Source organism: Paenibacillus sp. oral taxon 786 str. D14, from assembly GCF_000159955.1.
Classification (GTDB): domain Bacteria; phylum Bacillota; class Bacilli; order Paenibacillales; family Paenibacillaceae; genus Fontibacillus; species Fontibacillus phoenicis.
The window spans coordinates 1-18,128 of record NZ_GG695999.1 but is presented as its reverse complement, the minus strand read 5'-3'; the positions used below and the strand labels follow the sequence as shown (position 1 = coordinate 18,128).

General features: G+C 55.4%; 15 protein-coding genes. 4 read left to right on the top strand and 11 right to left on the bottom strand.

From position 1 onward, the window contains the following. Positions 1 to 9 precede the first annotated feature (9 nt). The 10 genes from POTG_RS21430 to POTG_RS21390 all read right to left on the bottom strand — a co-directional run bounded on the left by POTG_RS21430 (position 10) and on the right by POTG_RS21390 (position 11,258). Positions 10 to 2,379: a glycosyl hydrolase family 65 protein gene (locus tag POTG_RS21430; RefSeq protein WP_009226944.1), complete on the bottom strand. Its 2,370-nt coding sequence runs from the start codon at positions 2,377 to 2,379 to the stop codon at positions 10 to 12. Next, on the bottom strand, positions 2,376 to 4,694 hold the full coding sequence (locus POTG_RS21425; protein WP_036646618.1) for a glycoside hydrolase family 65 protein: 2,319 nt from the start codon (positions 4,692 to 4,694) through the stop codon (positions 2,376 to 2,378). Before POTG_RS21425 ends, POTG_RS21430 begins: the two co-directional genes overlap by 4 nt. Before the next feature lie 271 nt (positions 4,695 to 4,965). After that, on the bottom strand, positions 4,966 to 6,225 hold the full coding sequence (locus POTG_RS21420) for a stalk domain-containing protein (RefSeq protein ID WP_009226942.1): 1,260 nt from the start codon (positions 6,223 to 6,225) through the stop codon (positions 4,966 to 4,968). 22 nt (positions 6,226 to 6,247) lie between these two features. Beyond that, complete coding sequence (locus POTG_RS21415) at positions 6,248 to 6,496, bottom strand: hypothetical protein (RefSeq protein ID WP_198136241.1); 249 nt, start codon at positions 6,494 to 6,496, stop codon at positions 6,248 to 6,250. 56 nt (positions 6,497 to 6,552) lie between these two features. Beyond that, complete coding sequence (locus tag POTG_RS21410) at positions 6,553 to 7,422, bottom strand: inositol monophosphatase family protein (protein WP_009226940.1); 870 nt, start codon at positions 7,420 to 7,422, stop codon at positions 6,553 to 6,555. Between the two features lie 203 nt (positions 7,423 to 7,625). Next, positions 7,626 to 8,396 (bottom strand): enoyl-ACP reductase FabI, encoded by a 771-nt coding sequence (fabI, locus tag POTG_RS21405; protein WP_009226939.1) that lies wholly within the window; start codon positions 8,394 to 8,396, stop codon positions 7,626 to 7,628. Between the two features lie 102 nt (positions 8,397 to 8,498). Continuing rightward, a complete protein-coding gene (locus POTG_RS23385; protein ID WP_009226938.1) occupies positions 8,499 to 8,666 on the bottom strand; it encodes a hypothetical protein in 168 nt (55 codons plus the stop codon). Between the two features lie 62 nt (positions 8,667 to 8,728). After that, positions 8,729 to 9,049 carry a hypothetical protein gene (locus tag POTG_RS21400; protein ID WP_009226937.1) on the bottom strand — a complete coding sequence of 107 codons (321 nt, stop codon included), beginning with the start codon at positions 9,047 to 9,049 and terminating at the stop codon, positions 8,729 to 8,731. Positions 9,050 to 9,104: 55 nt separating this feature from the next. After that, positions 9,105 to 10,199, bottom strand: coding sequence for a D-alanine--D-alanine ligase (locus POTG_RS21395; protein ID WP_036646606.1), 1,095 nt, complete (start codon positions 10,197 to 10,199; stop codon positions 9,105 to 9,107). Between the two features lie 54 nt (positions 10,200 to 10,253). Continuing rightward, complete coding sequence (locus POTG_RS21390) at positions 10,254 to 11,258, bottom strand: amidase domain-containing protein (RefSeq protein WP_036646604.1); 1,005 nt, start codon at positions 11,256 to 11,258, stop codon at positions 10,254 to 10,256. A gap of 234 nt (positions 11,259 to 11,492) precedes the next feature. Between POTG_RS21390 and acnA the strand changes: the two genes are divergently transcribed. Then, positions 11,493 to 14,210 carry an aconitate hydratase AcnA gene (gene acnA, locus POTG_RS21385; RefSeq protein ID WP_009226934.1) on the top strand — a complete coding sequence of 906 codons (2,718 nt, stop codon included), beginning with the start codon at positions 11,493 to 11,495 and terminating at the stop codon, positions 14,208 to 14,210. 79 nt (positions 14,211 to 14,289) lie between these two features. Here acnA and POTG_RS21380 read toward each other — a convergent pair whose 3' ends face one another. Then, positions 14,290 to 14,727, bottom strand: coding sequence for a GNAT family N-acetyltransferase (locus POTG_RS21380; protein WP_009226933.1), 438 nt, complete (start codon positions 14,725 to 14,727; stop codon positions 14,290 to 14,292). A gap of 145 nt (positions 14,728 to 14,872) precedes the next feature. On the opposite strand from POTG_RS21380, the gene POTG_RS21375 reads away from it, so the two are divergent. From POTG_RS21375 to POTG_RS21365, 3 genes are read left to right on the top strand one after another with little or no spacing between them, the layout of a single operon-like run. Next, the gene (locus POTG_RS21375; RefSeq protein ID WP_036646601.1) at positions 14,873 to 15,259 is read left to right on the top strand and encodes a GntR family transcriptional regulator; all 387 of its coding nucleotides are present in this window, start codon (positions 14,873 to 14,875) and stop codon (positions 15,257 to 15,259) included. A gap of 6 nt (positions 15,260 to 15,265) precedes the next feature. After that, on the top strand, positions 15,266 to 16,369 hold the full coding sequence (locus POTG_RS21370; RefSeq protein WP_009226931.1) for a DUF1648 domain-containing protein: 1,104 nt from the start codon (positions 15,266 to 15,268) through the stop codon (positions 16,367 to 16,369). Between the two features lie 35 nt (positions 16,370 to 16,404). Beyond that, positions 16,405 to 18,027 (top strand): alpha/beta hydrolase family protein, encoded by a 1,623-nt coding sequence (locus POTG_RS21365; protein ID WP_009226930.1) that lies wholly within the window; start codon positions 16,405 to 16,407, stop codon positions 18,025 to 18,027. Positions 18,028 to 18,128 lie beyond the last annotated feature (101 nt).

Genomic DNA, 18,128 nt, shown 5'->3' with positions numbered 1-18,128 from the left:
CGGACCGTATCATACGGGGATCCGAACCTCCTGGCCCGGCGCTACCGCCAGCTCTCCTTCTCCTACGGTAAACCGCAGGCCAGCTGGATTATCGCCATGAGCCGTGATGACCACCTCTTCCCGGCTGACACGGATCCGATAAGAGCCGCCGCCTAAGCGTACCGGGAATTCGATCGCCTGCCAGGCTGATGGCAACGCCGGACGAAGCACCGCCTTGTCTCCGTCATACCGTAAGCCGGCAAATCCCAACACCGCCGCCATCCACGCCCCGCCGTTGGCAGCGGGATGCGTGCCGCCGATGTACAAGTCACCGACGTATTGCTTGGCATCGCCGGTTAGGTCAATCGTCGCCGTCCGCATAAAGTAAGGGTAACCCCAGTCCGGTGATCCCGTATCCGCTGCCACCAGTGCATAGATGCAAGCACTGAGGCTCGATCCGTGCTCGGTGCGCGGCTCGTAGTAAGCCCAGTTCGCTTTTTTGATTGCTGGATCGTAATCGTCCTTAAACAGGTGCAGCATCAGCACTACATCGGCTTGCTTGAGGATTTGCGTTGTCGTCGCAAGTCCGTTTCCCCCGCCGAGATATTCGTGGGGATGCAGCATTCGCGATTTCAGTTGCGGCAGCGCAACGTCCTCCAGCGCGTAATAGCGGTCAAACTGCTCAATCAACCCGCTTTGGGCATCCGGCTCTGGAACGTACAACCGTTCATACATGTCGCGAATGTGCTCCGGCTGTATATGGCTGCCTGCCAGCAGCTGCTCATACCGCTCGGAGTTGCCGCGCTTTAGAATCTCCATTGCATCCAAAGCGATGCGCAGACATTCCTTCACCATCCGGTTCGTGAACGCGTTGTTATTCACCCGCTCATGATATTCGTCCGGCCCCGTAACGTCGAGGATTTCGTAACGCTGCTTCCGAGGGTTGAAATACCCATACGAATAAAAGAACTTCGCACACTCCCACGCGACCTCCGCCCCGCCATCCAAAAGCAGACGGTCATCGCCTGTAAACGCGTAAACCTGCCAGATCCCGTACGCCACGTCCGCGCTGATATGCACCTGCTTATCGCGGAAATAGGTTCGCATCGGTCGGCCGGTGAACACGTCATTGACGTTAAACAAGGTGCAGGCATCCTCCCCTGTTTCCTGGCTCTCCCAGGCATAAAATGCGCCTTCATAGCCGTACTCGGCGGCTTTGCGCTTCGCTCCGCCCAGCGTATGCACCCGGTACATCATCAGGTTCCGTGCCACCTCTGGCTGGGTATACAGGAAGAACGGCAGCATAAACATCTCCGTATCCCAGAACACCGCGCCCTTGTATACCTGGCCGGACAACCCGCGAGCCGGAATGGACACTTTCTCCGAGCGTTCCGGTGCAATGATGTGGAGCTGGTACATACTATAGCGCAATGCCAGCTGGGCTTCGTCATCGCCTACAACGATAATGTCGGAGGCGCTCCACTTGCGCTCCCAATATTCGGCGTGCTCGCTCAGCAGCCGATCGTAACCAAGTTGCCGCGCTTCCCGGGCCGACTGGATCGCTGCCGCCTGAACCTGGTTAGCCGTTTCCCCTTCCAGTCCGGCCACCACGGCGACAGCTTTTACGAGCACGACCGGTTCCCCGGCCCGGCAACGCACGTGGATCCGGCGGCGGATGGATAGATCCTCGTGTAAAACTTCATGCTCCCCGCCGCTCGCAACCTCTGCCGCTTCCGCTACGGTAATCGGCAAGCCGAGCTCCTGCGTCGAAGCGGTAAGTGACACGACCTCCCAGGTTGCGTCATCCCCTGCCGCATGCGCTCCGCTCTCCATCCGCACAAGATGCGGGCCATTGATGTCCCAGACGTCGCCATTAATGCCGGTGACGATCGTCAGCTCGCCATCCTGGCTGCTCTCCACGGTGAAGCGGCATACGATCAGCTCCGTGCGCGCCGCACTGCAAAACCGCTCCGAAGTGATCGTGACCTCTGCGCCATCCCCTGTGCGAAAAACCGACCGCCGGCGGTGTACCGCCTGACGCAGGTTCAGCGACTGCTCGTGAGCCACAAGCTCTGGTCTGCTTCGATCGCGCTCTCCGCCTGCACTCTCGCTCTTCACTGCGCTATCCCCTGTGGCCACATTTCCGGCCTCCAACACGCTTAGCCGCGTGCCGTTCCAAAAAACATTCGTCTCCAGCCCGTTAGGGGCATTCACCGGCTCACGCCACTTGCTCCCAACTTGGTCGTACAGGCCGGCGACGATCGTTGCGGTCAGCTCACTTTTGCTGAACTCCTCCAACGTCCCCCGGTAACCAAGAACCCCGTTCCCGATCATAAACTTATTGCCGTGATGTGCGATCCGCTCCGGGTCAAACCCGTTTTCTCTAACGATCCAGCTCATTGAACGACCGCCTTTCGGAGCGGCAACCGAATCCCGGCTTCATCGATGTTGACCAGGTTGCCATACACCAAAATTTCCGCCACGCCGCCGGACATCGCACGGATGCTAACCTGATTCTGGTCCACTTCAACTTGCAGTTTCGTGCCGCGATACGTCACCATAAACCGGTAACTTTCCCACCGTTCAGGGATACTTGGATTCAGCGCAAGCAACTCCCCATCGGACCGCATCCCGCCGAACCCGTACACAATGTTCATCCAAGCTGCCGCAATTGACGTGGTATGCAAGCCTTCCCGCGTATTGCGGTTATAGTTGTCCAGGTCTAACCGGGTCGCAAATTCAAAGAACTTATACGCCTCATCCGAACGTCCGATTTCCGCCGCCAAAATCGAGTGGATCGACGGCGACAGCGACGATTCGTGAATGCAGCGGGGCTCGTAATAATCGTAGTTAGCGCGTTTTTCCTCGAGCGAGTATTCGCTGCTGTACAGGAACATGAACATCAGCACATCCGGCTGCTTAATCATGTCGTAACGGTAGAGTCGATCATACGACCAATGCGAATACAGCGGGAACTCCGTGACCGGAATGGCGTGAATATCCAGATGCGGCAGGTCAAAAAAGCCATCATGCTCTTCAAAAATCCCCGTCCGTTCATCCCGCGGAATTTTCATATGCTGCGCCTTGTTCTGCCAATCCTTCTGCTCTTCCTCCGTCAGGCCAAGCCGTGCTGCCAGCTCGTCATAATCGGCGGAAGCCTCGCTCCGCATCGCTTCCAGCACCTCCAGCGTATATTCGAACAACTTCTTGGCCATCAGGTTGATATAACAGTTGTTGTTCACCATCAGCTGGAATTCATCCGGGCCCATGACGCCGAAATAGCCGTATTTGCCCGACTGTTGCCCCCACTGGCCGCGTGACGCGTAAAAACGGCTGATTTGGATCAGCATTTCCGCGCCTTTTTCATACAGAAACGCCTTGTCACCCGTAATTTTCACATAATGGCGCAACCCGTACGCTACCGCCGTGCCGACATGCAGCTGCAGATTGGAGTGCTGCCACAGATCGCAGCTTTCCGTTCCGTCGATGGTAGCAATCGGATAAAACGCTCCTTCACAGTCCAGCTCCTTGGCCCGCTTCAACGCCTCAGGAAGCGTCCGATAACGGAATTCGAGCAAGCTCCGCGCTGCCTTCGGATTGTTAAAAATATAAAACGGCAAGCAATACGACTCCGTATCCCAGAAAGCCAGCCCCCGATAAGCCTCGCCGGTCAGCCCCTTTGCACCGATGTTAAAGCCGGGGTTATCCCCGTGGTAAGTCTGATACAGTTGAAAAATACAAAAGCGGATCCCCTGCTGATTCTCCGGATCGCCTTCGATCGCGATGTCCGATTCCGCCCACACCTGGTTCCAATACGCCCGTTGGTCGGCCGCCGCCGCATCAAACCCCGCCTGGGTGTGCCGAGCTGTCAGCTCGATCCCTCGCAGCCAAAGGTCATCGTCCGGCGTGGTACGGTCTTTCTCAGCCACGTTCACAACGAGTTTATCCAGCGTGCTGCGCTTGCCCTGTTCCAGCTTCAAGGTCAGCGCCCGGCCGATGTAACAGCTTTCCTGCACTAACTCGTCCGTAACGGCGTCCGGTGCAACTACGCGGAATCCGGAAAACAACCGGTTCCCCGTGTTCACCGTCTCCCCTAGAATCCCCGCGATCCCGGTTCCTTCGATATCTTTTGCTTCCCCCTGTTTCAGCTCCTTCCAATAACACCGTTGCTGATCCTCATGGATCACCTTCAGGTTCAGGCCGGTTTGCACTTGAATCGAACCAGTGAAGTTGAGCGGCGTCAACGTCATCCGCTGTGCCCCAAGATGGGACACCTTCATACTGACGAGGCGTTCAAACGTAATCTGGACGTCTTTCCCGCTGGCGGTATGCCACACGAACTCCCGGGTATAGATTCCTGTGCGAAAATCCAGCTCCCGCCGAAAGTTGCTGAACCGGCTCACCGCCAGATCCAGCGTTTCCCCATCCAATGTAATCCGCGTATGAAGCCAATCCACCGCGTTCACCATAAAGCGCAGCGATTTAATAATCCCCTTGTAATGAGCCGTCACCGGGCTCTCCTCAAACAGCCCATTGAAATAGCTGCCCAGCAGCGTATCTCCGCTATACCCTTCCTCCGGGTAGCCTCTGACCCCCATATATTCATTCCCCAGTGAAAAAATCGACTCGCTGACCCGGTTACGCCCCGGATCAAAACCTACCTCCACGACCTTCCAGGGGTCGACCTGTAAATATTTGTCCGCGATTTTCGGCATGTTCCGCCATCTCCTTTTATGTGTATCCCTAAAATAAACCTCTCCCACTTAGCTTAGCGGAACGCCCTTTGCGGCCAAATGTCCAGGACTAAGGAGCTTATGTGTGATCATACGGATTTGGCATCCCTTTCATTCACTCCCCCTGACTCATCGGGATAATATCGAGAGAAGCCGGCAGCCATATACATCTGGGGGGCTGGCGCCAGCCGCAACACAAAAAAACCGGAGCGTTCTCCACGCTCCGGCGATTTGTCGGCCAACTATTTTAATATTAAAGTTCGTTGATAAATACCGTCTTCATTTTGCTGCTGTATTGAACATCCAGCCCAAGCCCCTGCACGAGCAAAGCGAGCGGAACATAGGTTTTGTTCTCTTTGCCGACCTTTTGCAGGAAAGCTGGAGTTGCGGTCGTCGCCGGCGTTCCATCTACTTTGATTTGCTTCGCGCCAATCGGGATCACAACCGTCCGGCTGCCATAGGTAACCGTCGCAGTGGAGGTGCGGGAATCCCATTTGCTTTGCGCTCCAATCGCATCAGTGATGTCCTTAATGGCCACAAACGTCTGCCCGTTCTTCAAGATCGGCGGATACGGCGTGTTTAACTCCTTGCCCTTAACCACAACGGATATCGGGGCTCCACCGGTCTTGGCGGTTGTCGTCTGATAGCTGCCCCAAACCGATTCAGCGAAAATCTTGGCGATTTCCTCATATCCGGCTTGGTTCGGATGGATATCCGTGTCGGAGAAAATATGCGTCAGCGAAATTTCCCGCCCCGTAAAAGCCGCTGCTACATGGGCTGCTTTTACCGGCTTCGCATCACCTGCGTGATCAGCAACAATGCCATCCACGATAGCGGTAAACTTACCGGCGAGCTGCTGCAGCTCATCGTAGATCGCTGCGCCGGCCAGCTTCGGCACCGGCTGATATTGGTCCGCAATCACGATTTGCGCCGAAGGATTCAACTCCAGCAAGATGCGGACGATCTCGCGCAGGTTGTCACCATAACGCGTCAACACCTCATCGCCTTGGGCGCGGAGCTGATCGAGCGAGATGTTTTTCACATCAGGAAGCAGTTTCAGCAGGTCGTTCCCGCCGATCGTAATCGTGATCAAATCGGCCTTCTGCAGCTCAGCCTTCGCTTGGGCAATCCCCGCCGCAAAGGAAGCAATACGCGGATCGGGCACGTTCGCTTGAATGTCTGCAGCAGCCGCCGGCACACCCTTCTGGATCGCGGTAACGTAATTTTTTAAGCCTTCGCTGGTCAGACCCAGAATGCCGTAATTGACGGCAGACGTCCGCTCATGAAACAGCCCTTGTTCTCTAAGACGTTCGACGAAGCCGTAGGGGACGCTCTGCTCGGTCATGCCCGGTTCGTACCCGGCTGTAATGGAATCGCCCAGCGCAACGATAAGGTAGTCGTCGACAGCCTCCGCAGCTTGGGCCGGTTTTGCGGCGATGCCGCTGAACAAGATTAGAACGAGGGCAAGCGCTCCCGCCAAAACGAAAGCCTTGTTCATCCGATGATGCTTCAAGCTTTTCAACTCCTTGACTGCGTTATTCCGGTTTTTTCTCCGCGCGCCCGGTCCTTTTCAAATACTCATCATAACGGCCATCGACTTCCTTGGCCATCTTCCGATAATTCAGCGTCTCCTCCACGATCGGGTCCAACGTGGTCTGAATTCGGATTTCGTACTTCGGTGACAATCTTCTGCGTTCCTCCTCACGGCGTTCTTTCTCATTGCCGTATTCCCCTTCCGTCAGCATCTCGCTGAGCTCGCGTTCCAATTCCTTGCTATCGCTCATCCTGGACACTCCTTCCGGTAAATATGGATTAAACATTTGCTGTCGCCAAACTCGTTTTACAGGCCCGTCGCATCGGCAGCCCGGATAACACTCAGCAGCTCGTCATGGATTTTGCCATTGCTGGCAACCAAATGACGTACGCCGATGTGATAAGGGTTACCTGCGGTATCTGTCACTATTCCTCCCGATTCCTTCACGATCAGTGCGCCGGCGGCGACGTCCCAGGCGTTCAGTCCAACCTCATAATATCCGCTTAGCCGACCAGCAGCAACATACGCCAGATGCAAAGCGGCTGAACCCGCGGCGCGCAGGCTGCGCACTTCACCGGACAACGCGTTCAGTCCACGCATGTTTACCGGCAAGGCAAAATCCCGGTCCGGGTTAAACCCTACCGCAACGACGCTGCCGGACAAAGTCGCATCGGCGGACACCTTCGACGGCTGCCCGTGGATGTAGGCGCCTTTGCCTTTCTCCGCCACAAACATCTCGTCGCGTATAGGGTCATAAATCACGCCGATAATGACCTCACCTTTATATGCCAGCGCTATCGATACGCAGAAAAACGGAAATCCGTGCACGAAATTGGTCGTTCCGTCCACCGGGTCGACGATCCACAAATACTCCGACTCGCTCCCCTGCTTCAGCGCTGCAGCAGATGCCGCCGCTCCTGGGGCTACACCTTCTTCGCCAAGGATCTCATGATCTGGAAAATGCGTCAAGATCAGCTTGCGAATCATCGCTTCCGCACCCTTATCCACATCCGTTACCAAATCCTGCGGCGATTGCTTCGTACTCAGATCACGGTAGTCCCCCAGCCGGCTCTTAATCCATTCTCCCGCTTTCGCAGCGCAGTTGATCGCTACGGCCGTCGGACTCTTGCTGCCTACCACATATGGAACTTTCGGATTCGATTCCAATCGATTCACTCTACTTTCATCTTATACTGATAATTTGCTTCCTAAAAACTATACGTCCTTAAATTTGCAAAGTTGCGTCCTTTCGCCTGCCCGCCTTGGAATTCAAACGAAAGCCACTTTACTTTATATGCAAAAAGTCCGTGTCCAATAGCAGGGAATGTGTCCCCTCCGGAAACGAACTTTTTGCTGACTAACCGCATGCGGTCTTTACGTTATGCACCTACGATATTATACCCGCCGTCTACAAAAATTACCTCCCCGGTAATTCCGCGGGACAGATGGCTGATCAGGAACATCGCCGTGTCACCAACTTCAGCGGTGTCCGTCGTTTTGCGCAGCGGAGCTTTCTCCTCAACTTGCTTGAGGATGGAGTTGAAATCGCTGATCCCCTTCGCGGCCAGCGTACGGATCGGCCCAGCCGAAATCGCATTGACGCGGATGTTCTTCGGCCCGAGGTCGTTAGCCAGGTAACGTACCGATGCTTCCAGTCCGGCCTTAGCTACGCCCATCACGTTATAGTTGCGCATCACGCGCTCCGATCCCATGTACGTCATCGTCATAATGCTGCCGCCTTCCGTCATGAGCGGAGACAGGCGCTTCGATACGGCTACCAGCGAATAGACACTGATGTCGTTAGCCAACGCAAAACCTTCGCGGGACGTGTCCATAAACTCACCCGCCAGATCCTCGCCTTTGGCAAACGCAATGCTGTGAACCAGACCATGCAGAACGCCAAATTCGGACCGCAGTGCGTCGGCCAGTCGATCGATCTCCTCATCCACCGTCACGTTGCACGGCAGGATCAGTGAACCTGGAATCGTTTCGGCCAGCTTGCGAACCCGGCCCTCTACGCGTTCGCTCTCATATGTAAAAGCCAGACGGGCGCCTTGTTCTGCCAAGCTTTGCGCAATCGCCCACGCGATGCTGCGCTCGTTGGCAACCCCCATCACGATCACATTTTTCCCCGCTAACAAATTACCCATGAATATCCTCCTCTTTTAAGTACACCTTCATTTTGTACAACTTACCGTATTTCCCTTCATTTTTCAAGAGAGCCGGCGTTCAGCGACGGCTTGTCCTCAGAATTACGGTTGGATGCGCACGCTCGCTCCATCCAAAATTTCCACGCCTTCCTCCCGATACCGCGCTAAATCCTCCATTAACGCAGATAGCGCCCCGTCCTTGAGCTTCGCCTCCAGCATCACATCCACCCGCTCGGTGATCGGGGCGATACTGCGCAGAAACTCAAGCAAAGGAAGGACGATAACGTGATCGGCGTGTCCGCGCGGATCGCTGCTCCAGGGTCTCGAGGTCGTTAAACGTCTGGATCTCCGAAGAACATTTCGTGCGCCAGAGCGGTCTGCACGGCAGACTCCTCCTCCGTCAGCGGACGGATCAGTTCCAGCTCAACCGAAGTAACTTCCTCTCCATTGAAGTTGATCTCGGCAACACAAGCGGTGATCTTCACGATCGCCACCGCCTTGTTATCCGGTGAATATGCGATGACCTTCTGTCCTGTCGGGAACACGCGCAGCCCTTCTTTGAGCATTTTGCCCTTGCCGTATTCCAACAGTTCGTAAAGCTCCTGCTCTTTCTTGAACTTACACACTGAGTTGAATTCCGTTTGAAACCCCACCGTTACCCCTTCCTTTCATTCAGCCGGCCGTCCGGGCGGCAATCGCCGCCGCTGACTAAATGCCGCTTTCGAATTCCAACGCCTGCCGGGCTTCATAGCGCTCCAGCGCCAATTCAATCAAGCGATCCAGCAGCACCTCATAAGCCACTCCGGTTTCGCGCCACAAGAGCGGATACATGCTAAACGGCGTGAAGCCTGGCATCGTGTTCACTTCGTTAATCCAAATTTTATGATCCGACTTCCGCACAAAAAAATCAGCCCGGCACAGCCCGCTGCCGGCAATCGCTTTAAACGCCTTAACCGCCAGTTCCCGGATGCGCTCAGCCAATTCGGTATCGATCGGCGCAGGAATCAGCATCTGCGATTTTCCATCCAAATATTTGGCTTGATAATCGTAGTATTCGCCTGAGGAGACGATTTCTCCTGGTACTGAGGCCAGCGGCTCATCGTTGCCGAGCACCCCGACCTCCACTTCGCGGGCGTCCACAAATTCCTCAACGATCACTTTCAAATCATAACGGAAGGCCAGCGCCACGGAGGACAGCAGCTCCTCACGGTTTCGCGCTTTGGATATCCCTACGCTGGAGCCAAGGTTCGCCGGTTTGACAAAGCACGGATAGCCAAGCTTCTCCTCGATGCTCTGGATCAGCGTGTGGCTTGAGCGCTCCCACTCGGATGCGGTGAAATAGCAGTACGCACATTGCTCGAGTCCGGCCTCGGCGAACAGCTTCTTCATGATGACCTTATCCATCCCGGCCGCGGAAGCCAGTACGCCTGCTCCGACGTATGGCAAATCTGCCATTTCGAACAGCCCTTGAATCGTGCCGTCTTCGCCGTTGGTGCCGTGCAGCAGCGGGAACACTACGTCAATTTCCGATTGGCCCGTCGACAGCTTGCTGAACAACAGCCCCATCGCAGCAGCCGTATCGCCCTTGCTCTCCTCAAGCTTCAGCTCCTCCAGTGCGGCAAACGGCGCGTGCAGCTTCTCGCCCACCTTCCATTTGCCCTGCTTATCGATATAAAAAGGAAGTAACTCGTACTTGTCAAAATTAAACGCCTTAGATACGGCGAAGGCCGTCTGCAGCGAAACCTCATGCTCTCCTGATTTACCCCCGTAGATGAGGCCTACGGTAATTCTGTCCTGTCCCATGAGCAACCTCTTTCCTTAAATATGTAGTTCAATGAACCTTCATTGAACTCAACTCTAGAAGCGGTCCGCGATATGATAAAAACGATACACCGTCTTTTCGGTCCAGGCGTAGGAATCCCGGTAATCCCAATAACGGTGCTTGCTTGGCGTCGTATGGGCGTTAACCAGCGGCATGCCGCCAGCGTCGAACGCGGTCACGATCGTATTGTGTTGAAACGTGCCGTTGCCGTCCCAGTCGTAGGCGATCACATCGCCAAGCTGGAGTTGCTCCGGACGCTCGAGCAGTTCGGCGCGAAGTCCGGTTCGGCTCTGGCCGAGATAGCGCGCTAACGCATTGGCCACTGACCAGCTGTAGCTCCACAGCTCCCGTCCGCCGACATAACCTTTGTACCACCAGCCCGATTCTCTTTTTCCAGTATAGTTTATTGGGGCTCCGCCTGCAAAGAGGCACTGGGAGATATAGTTCGTGCAATCCACCTCAAAGGCGGCGAATTCCGGATTAAAGCTGTCCCACCACCGATCAGCGTATATCACGGCTTCCTCGCGACGGTAAGCGATGCTGCGTGCGCCGCCTATCCCGAGAACTTCGTGGTTCAAAAACGGCCGCGGCACAGCTCCCTTGCTCCCCGCCGCTTCCTCTTCATTATGATCAGGGAGCACCATCACCGGATGCCGCTCAGGCACCGGCTGTTCCACCTTGCTGACGATCCAGCCGGAACCGTCGCGCGCCAAGGTTAGGCGCTGCTTTTCGATTCGCTCCTCCTGATGGCGGGCTCCGCCTTTTTCATAGTATATTTTGCGGGACAGCTGCAGATCGACCTCGATCTCGCCCTCGCGCTTCTCGATCTCACGCACCAGCTTGGCCCGGGTCTCGCAGCGCAGCGGCGAGGCTCCCCGAAGGCGATACCAGCTCTCCAGTCTGCGCTTCCGCTCACCCCGCCGCATTAGATAATCCACATCGGTTACGACCGTGCCTCCGCTAGGCGTGCGATAGTCCACTTCGTCCTGGTTCTGTTCGTTTACATAAACCGATAACGTCTTCTTCCATTCCTCCGCCATACGTCCACGCCTCCTTTTCACTATTAGCCATTATATGAACGCCTGGGAGGGAGTATGTTTTACACCTGGCCGGCCTAGGCTTGAAAGCCCATTCAACCGCACCGATACAGCCCAAACGAGCCTAAATCAGGTACAAAAAGTACTTTACTCCCCACGGTAGGAAAGGTATACTTAAATCAGGAATTTTTGAAATAATGTTTCATCTAGTGAAACTACAATCAAGGAGGTTCATTCATGTCAGCGAACGATTTTTTTTCCGCTGCCCGTACGCTGGAGGTCGGCGGCAAGAGCTACCGCTACTATGACCTGCAAGCTCTTGAGCAGCAAGGTCTGGGGAAGATTTCCAGACTTCCGTTCTCCATTAAAGTATTGCTTGAAGCCGCTGTCCGCCAATATGACGGAAGAGCGATCACCCAAGAACATGTGAAGCAAATCGCCGGTTGGAGCGAGGGCCGCGATGAGAATAAAGAGATTCCTTTTATCCCCGCTCGTATCGTATTGCAGGATTTCACCGGTGTACCGGTCGTCGTCGACCTCGCCGCGATGCGCGACACCGTGAAGAAAGCCGGCGGGGATCCGAAACAAATCAACCCGCTCGTGCCGGTTGACCTCGTCATCGACCACTCCGTCATGGTCGACGCGTTTGGTTCCCCAGATGCGCTTGAGTACAACATGAAGGTTGAGTTTGAGCGCAACGAAGAACGTTATCGCTTCCTGCGCTGGGCGCAAACCGCCTTCAACAACTTCCGCGCCGTACCTCCGGCTACCGGGATTGTTCACCAGGTCAACCTGGAGTATCTGGCATCTGTGGCCGCTACGAAGACCGTAAACGGCGAAACGTTCGTTTACCCAGATTCGCTCGTAGGCACCGACTCCCATACGACGATGATCAACGGTCTTGGCGTCGTTGGCTGGGGCGTTGGCGGGATCGAGGCCGAAGCGGGCATGCTGGGGCAACCGCTCTATTTTGTCGCTCCGGAAGTTATCGGGTTTAAGCTCACCGGCAGCCTGGCTGAGGGCGCTACGGCCACCGACTTGGCGCTGACCGTTACGCAAATGCTGCGGAAGAAAGGCGTTGTCGGCAAATTCGTGGAATTCTATGGCCCAGGCCTGACCAACATCAGCCTTGCCGATCGCGCGACCGTGGCAAACATGGCCCCGGAATACGGTGCAACGATCGGTTACTTCCCGGTAGATAAGGAAACGCTCGCTTATCTGCGTAGCACCGGCCGCTCCGAAGAGCAAATCGCGCTGGTTGAAGCCTATTACAAAGCGCAAGGCATGTTCCGCACGGACGATACGCCGGATCCGGTATTTACCGATCTGATCGAGCTGGATCTTGGCTCCGTCGTACCAAGCTTGGCCGGACCAAAGCGTCCGCAGGACCGCATCGAGCTTACTGCGATGAAAGAGAGCTTCAACTCCATCATCCGCACGCCGGTTGAGAAAGGCGGTTACGGCCTGACCGAAGAGAAGATCGAGCAGTCCGTACCGGTGAAGCATCCGGACGGTTCAACCAGCGAACTGAAAACTGGCGCCGTCGTTATCGCGGCGATTACGAGCTGTACCAACACCTCCAACCCAAGCGTTATGGTCGGCGCTGGCCTGCTGGCGAAGAAAGCCGTTGAACGCGGTCTGACCAAGCCGGGTTACGTGAAGAGCAGCTTGACCCCAGGCTCCCTCGTGGTAACGGAGTATCTGCAAAAAGCCGGCTTAATCGAGCCGCTCGAAGCACTTGGCTTCCACGTTGCCGGTTACGGGTGCGCAACCTGTATCGGGAACTCCGGTCCATTGCCGGACGAAGTCAGCGCAGCGATCGCCGATAACGATCTGACGGTTGCGGCGGTACTTTCGGGGAACCGGAACTTTGAAGGCCGCGTCCATGCACAGGTGAAAGCGAACTATCTGGCTTCTCCGCCGCTGGTCGTTGCTTACGCGCTCGCGGGTACGGTGAATATCGACCTGCAAAACGATCCGATCGGCTACGACCGCGACAACAAGCCGGTTTACCTGAAGGACATCTGGCCTTCTTCCCAAGAAATTAAGGAAGTGATCGGCCAATCGATGAGTCCGGAGATGTTCCGCAGCAAATACGAGAATGTCTTCACGCAAAACGAACGCTGGAATTCCATCCCGGTTCCGCAAGGCGAGCTGTACGAGTGGGATGAGAAATCGACCTATATCCAAAATCCGCCGTTCTTTGAGAAGATTGGCGAAGGCTTGTCCGACATTGCAGACATCCGCGGTGCACGTGTGCTGGCCTTGCTCGGCGATTCGGTAACGACCGACCATATCTCTCCGGCGGGCAACATTTCGCCAAGCAGTCCGGCGGGCAAATATTTGACAGAGCATGGAGTTGAACGCAAAGACTTCAACTCCTACGGGTCCCGCCGCGGTAACCACGAGGTCATGATGCGCGGCACGTTCGCCAACATCCGCATCCGCAACCAAGTGGCGCCAGGTACGGAAGGCGGCGTAACGAAATACCTGCCGACGGACGAAGTGATGTCGATCTACGACGCTTCGATGAAATATCAAGCTGAAGGCCAAAACCTCGTTGTCATTGCCGGCAAAGAATACGGTACCGGAAGCTCCCGTGACTGGGCAGCGAAAGGCACGTACCTGCTGGGTGTCAAAGCGGTTATCGCGGAGAGCTTCGAACGGATCCACCGCAGTAACCTGGTCGGCATGGGTGTACTGCCGCTGCAATTTAAGGAAGGCTTAAGCTGGAAAACGCTAGGCATCGACGGCACCGAAACGTTTGATATCGAAGGCCTGAGCAACGACGTGAAGCCGGGTCAAGAATTAACCGTAACGGCAACCCGCCAGGATGGAAGCACGTTCCAGTTCACGGTGATTGCCCGCCTCGACAGCATGGTCGATGTGGATTACTATCACAACGGCGGCATCCTGCAAACCGTATTGCGTCAAATGATCGCAGCAAACGCGTAAATCAACGCTTCAAATCAAAAACGAGTTCTCTTCACGGTGTGTGAAGGGAACTCGTTTTTTTCATCTTATGGCCATGCTTTTAGCTTACATGTGTAGTAATCTCCCGGGTATTACCGAAATAACGCAGCGTCCACTCCTCCGAATCGCCAAACGCTTGTGTGGAGCAGCGCACCATAAATCCGAAATCCTCCAGCGTTTCCGGGCGAAGCGCGAGGTTCGGGTTCCTGATCTCATCGCTCGGTAAAGCGAGAAACTCCATTGCGTACTGCGATTTGTCAAACTGGGCGCCAAGATGCTCCATGGTATGTTGACCGGCATCCGAATCCGCCGGAACTTTAAATCGGCAGGCTTGAATCCCCTGCTCGCGCATGTCCGTTGCCGCCGCCTCCAGCAAAGTTCGGAAAATACCTTGGCGGCGCTGCTGCGGATGCACCATGGCATTGATGTTCGCCTCCACCTCATCCGCTGAATACCAGCTGAAGTATCCGGTCAAACGCCCCTCCGTCTGATCCGACACCTATAACTCCCCCATTCATGGTCAGGATCATCTAATCATGATTTCAGGTACCCGTCAATCAATCGCTCCTGCAGCACTTTACACCACACAAACTATCTGTTATAGTTAATGTATAACAGTTAGAACAAAAAGGAGATGCCTGTCCGTGATCATTCAGTTGGATTTACAATCGGAGGTCCCGATTTATACACAACTGGTTAATCAAATTATCGAAGGGATTGCCAGCGGACGGCTTCAACTGGGCGAACCCTTGCCCTCCGTACGCAGCTTGGCTTCCGATATCGGCGTTAACCTGCATACGGTGAACAAAGCCTATACGATTCTGAAGCAGGAAGGTTACATCCAAGTCCACCGCCAAAAAGGCGTTGTCGTCGATCCGGTGGCCATGCCGCCGATTACGCCGGAATTTCGCGAGAAACAGCGGCGCGAGCTGCGTCCGATCGTGGCCGAAGCCATCTGCCGCGGGATGGAGAAGGAAGAACTGCTTCGGATTGTAGAGCAAATCCACCAAGAGATTTCTCGAAAGGAGTAAACCGAAATGCAGCTACTATCTACATTTCTCTTATTGTTGATGTTTTTGCCCTTGCTGGCGTCCTTAGCCTTGATGCCTTATTTAACTCGGGAGACGGTAAGCTTCGGCGTATCCGTTAGCGAGGAGCAATACTGGAGCGAACCGGTGCGGCGGCTGCGCAGGCTGTATGCCTCCATCAGCGGAACCATCTATTCACTCCTGCTGATTGCCTGCTTCGTGAGCCTGTGGAACAAGAATGGCAATGAGCAGGGTATCCTGTTTGCCATTTATCTCGGAGTGGTCCTCGTGATCTCCACGGGACTCCATCTAGCGTTTTACTTCCGGATGAAAAAACTCCGCCCGTCCCTGCCCGCCGCTCCGGACTCTCCGGCCTTGATTGCGGTGGACACCGGGTTTCGCCGGCAAAGGCTGGCATTATCCGGCAAGTGGTTTCTGATCCACGCCGTCATCATTGTCGTAAGTGCAGCCCTGACCCTGAGCCAATACGCGTCTATCCCTGATACGGTCGCAATGAAGTTCGATTTTTCGGGTCAAGTGGTCAGCAGTGCCGCTAAATCTTATCGCATCGTGTTGTTTCCTAACGTGATGCAGATCATCTTAACGTTGCTGTTCTGGTTTGTGAATTGGTCGATCCATCACAGCAAACAACAGCTCCGGACCTCCGATCCAGAGCGCTCGCTCCGTCAAAACGCCGCGTTCCGCCGGAGATGGTCCGTCTTCACAGTAGCCTCATCCTTGGCGTTGATCCTGATGTTTTCGTTCATTCAAGTTAACATGATTCGTCCCATGGATATCAGCGTGATCACGATGGTTAGCCTGGCCGTCCCTGTATTTATTGTATTATTTGCCATGGTGCTGACCTTTACGACAGGCCAAGGCGGCAGCCGAATCGGACGCGGGCGTGTCCCCGGCAATGCAAGCGCCGCGCCGGTTTACGATGACCGTTACTGGAAGCTGGGAGCGATTTACTTTAATCCGCAGGACCCAACTCTTTTTGTGGAGAAAAGAACCGGGATCGGCTGGACGATGAACTTCGCAAATCCGATATCATGGCTCACCCTGCTGGGCATTCTGGTCGTCATCGCCTGGTCTGCCTGGCTTACTAAATAGATGAAGCTCATTTGATATTTAAGGAGGAAAATGAAATGACCCAACGATCCCAACTATTCAAGCATGCCGCCGCTGTTGCACTCACCCTTAGTCTGGCACTTCCGCCAGCATCCGCTCTGGCATCTCAGCAAAGCGCCACTGCGCTCATCCCTGTACGGAAAGCGGCCGAAGACTTTGGCGCGCAAGTAGATTGGCTGCCGGAAAGCCGCAGCATCCTCATCACCAAGGACGGACATAAGCTGGAGCTGACCCTCGATTCGTCGGAAGCGTTGGTGGACGGGAAACGTGCTATTTTAGGGGAGCCTGTACGTATAACGAACGGCCGGGCGCTGGTCGATGCCAAATGGCTGGTTGAGGTGTTTGGGGAAAATGAATCGGCGCAGACGGATGCGGAAGCTGCGGACTCCGCCGACTTGTTCCTGAAAGCGCTGCTTGCCGGTAACGGCGCCGAAGCGGCGAAATACGTCAGCGCCTCTGCATCTTCTTACCTTCCGGCTTCCCTGCTGAACCAGCTATGGGCCAATTATGAAGCGGTGTTCGGCAAAGTGGTTGGCACTCCATCCAAGAGTGAAACGTCCAATACCGTCCACCGCAACGTAACGTACGCCTTTCAAACGGCCGCAGTTCCTGTGAACTTAACGCTGCGGCTGAATGCCGCAGGTGAGATCGACGATATGTATATCGCTGCCGCTGCCAGCTCGGCCTACCAAAAGCCTGCCTACGAAGATGCCGCCGCTTATACTGAGCGGGAAGTCACCGTTGGGGAAGGCGCCATGGCCTTGCCGGGCACCTTAACGCTGCCTGTGGGCAACGGCCCGTTCCCTGCCGTTGTGCTGGTGCACGGCTCCGGAACCAACGATCGGGACGAGGCGATCGGCAGCGCCAAGCCGTTCCGTGACCTGGCGGTGGGCCTGGCTGCGCAAGGCATCGCCGTTCTGCGGTACGACAAAGTCACGTACGAGCATACCTTTAAAGTGGCCGCCGATTCGAAGTTTACGCTGAAAAAAGAGACGGTCGACGATGCCCTGAAGGCGGTCGCGTTATTGAAACAGACACCGGAGATCGATGCCTCCCGCATCTTTGTCGCCGGCCATAGCCAAGGCGGTTATGCGATGCCGTTGATCATCGCAGGCGATACCAGCGGCGACATCGCCGGGACAATCTTGCTATCCGGACCAAGCGGCAAATTCGCCGATGTGTTGGTTGAGCAGCAAGCGGAGCTCGTCAGCCGTGTGAAGGAGCTCGGCCTGGACCCGGCGCCTTACGAGCAGCAAGCTGCGATGTATACGTCGATCGCCGCGATGGTCAACGACCCGCAGTATACGGTTGACCATATGCCGGAGCAATTCCCGACCCAACCGGCGTACTGGTGGTTTGAGCAGAAAAACTACGTGCCGGCCGAGCTCGCCAAGCAGCAGTCCGTTCCGATGCTGATCCTGCAAGGCGAGAACGATTGGCAAGTGACGATGAAGCAATTTGAAGGCTGGAAAACCGCGCTGCAAAACCGCAAAGACGTCGCGTTTAAATCGTATCCGCAGGTCAACCACCTGCTGGCCAAAGTGGATGGCCTCTCGATCGGCGCCGAGTACGCCCAACCGTCCAACGTCTTCAAGGAGATCATCGACGATATTGCAGCTTGGGTTCAGGGGATCAAGTAAGCCGCGTTGCACTTATTATGGCGTATATTGGGCCTAATAAGGCCATATATTACCGCTATTCGCAGCGAAGCTTAATCTCCGTGAGTATATAGCGGTAAAAA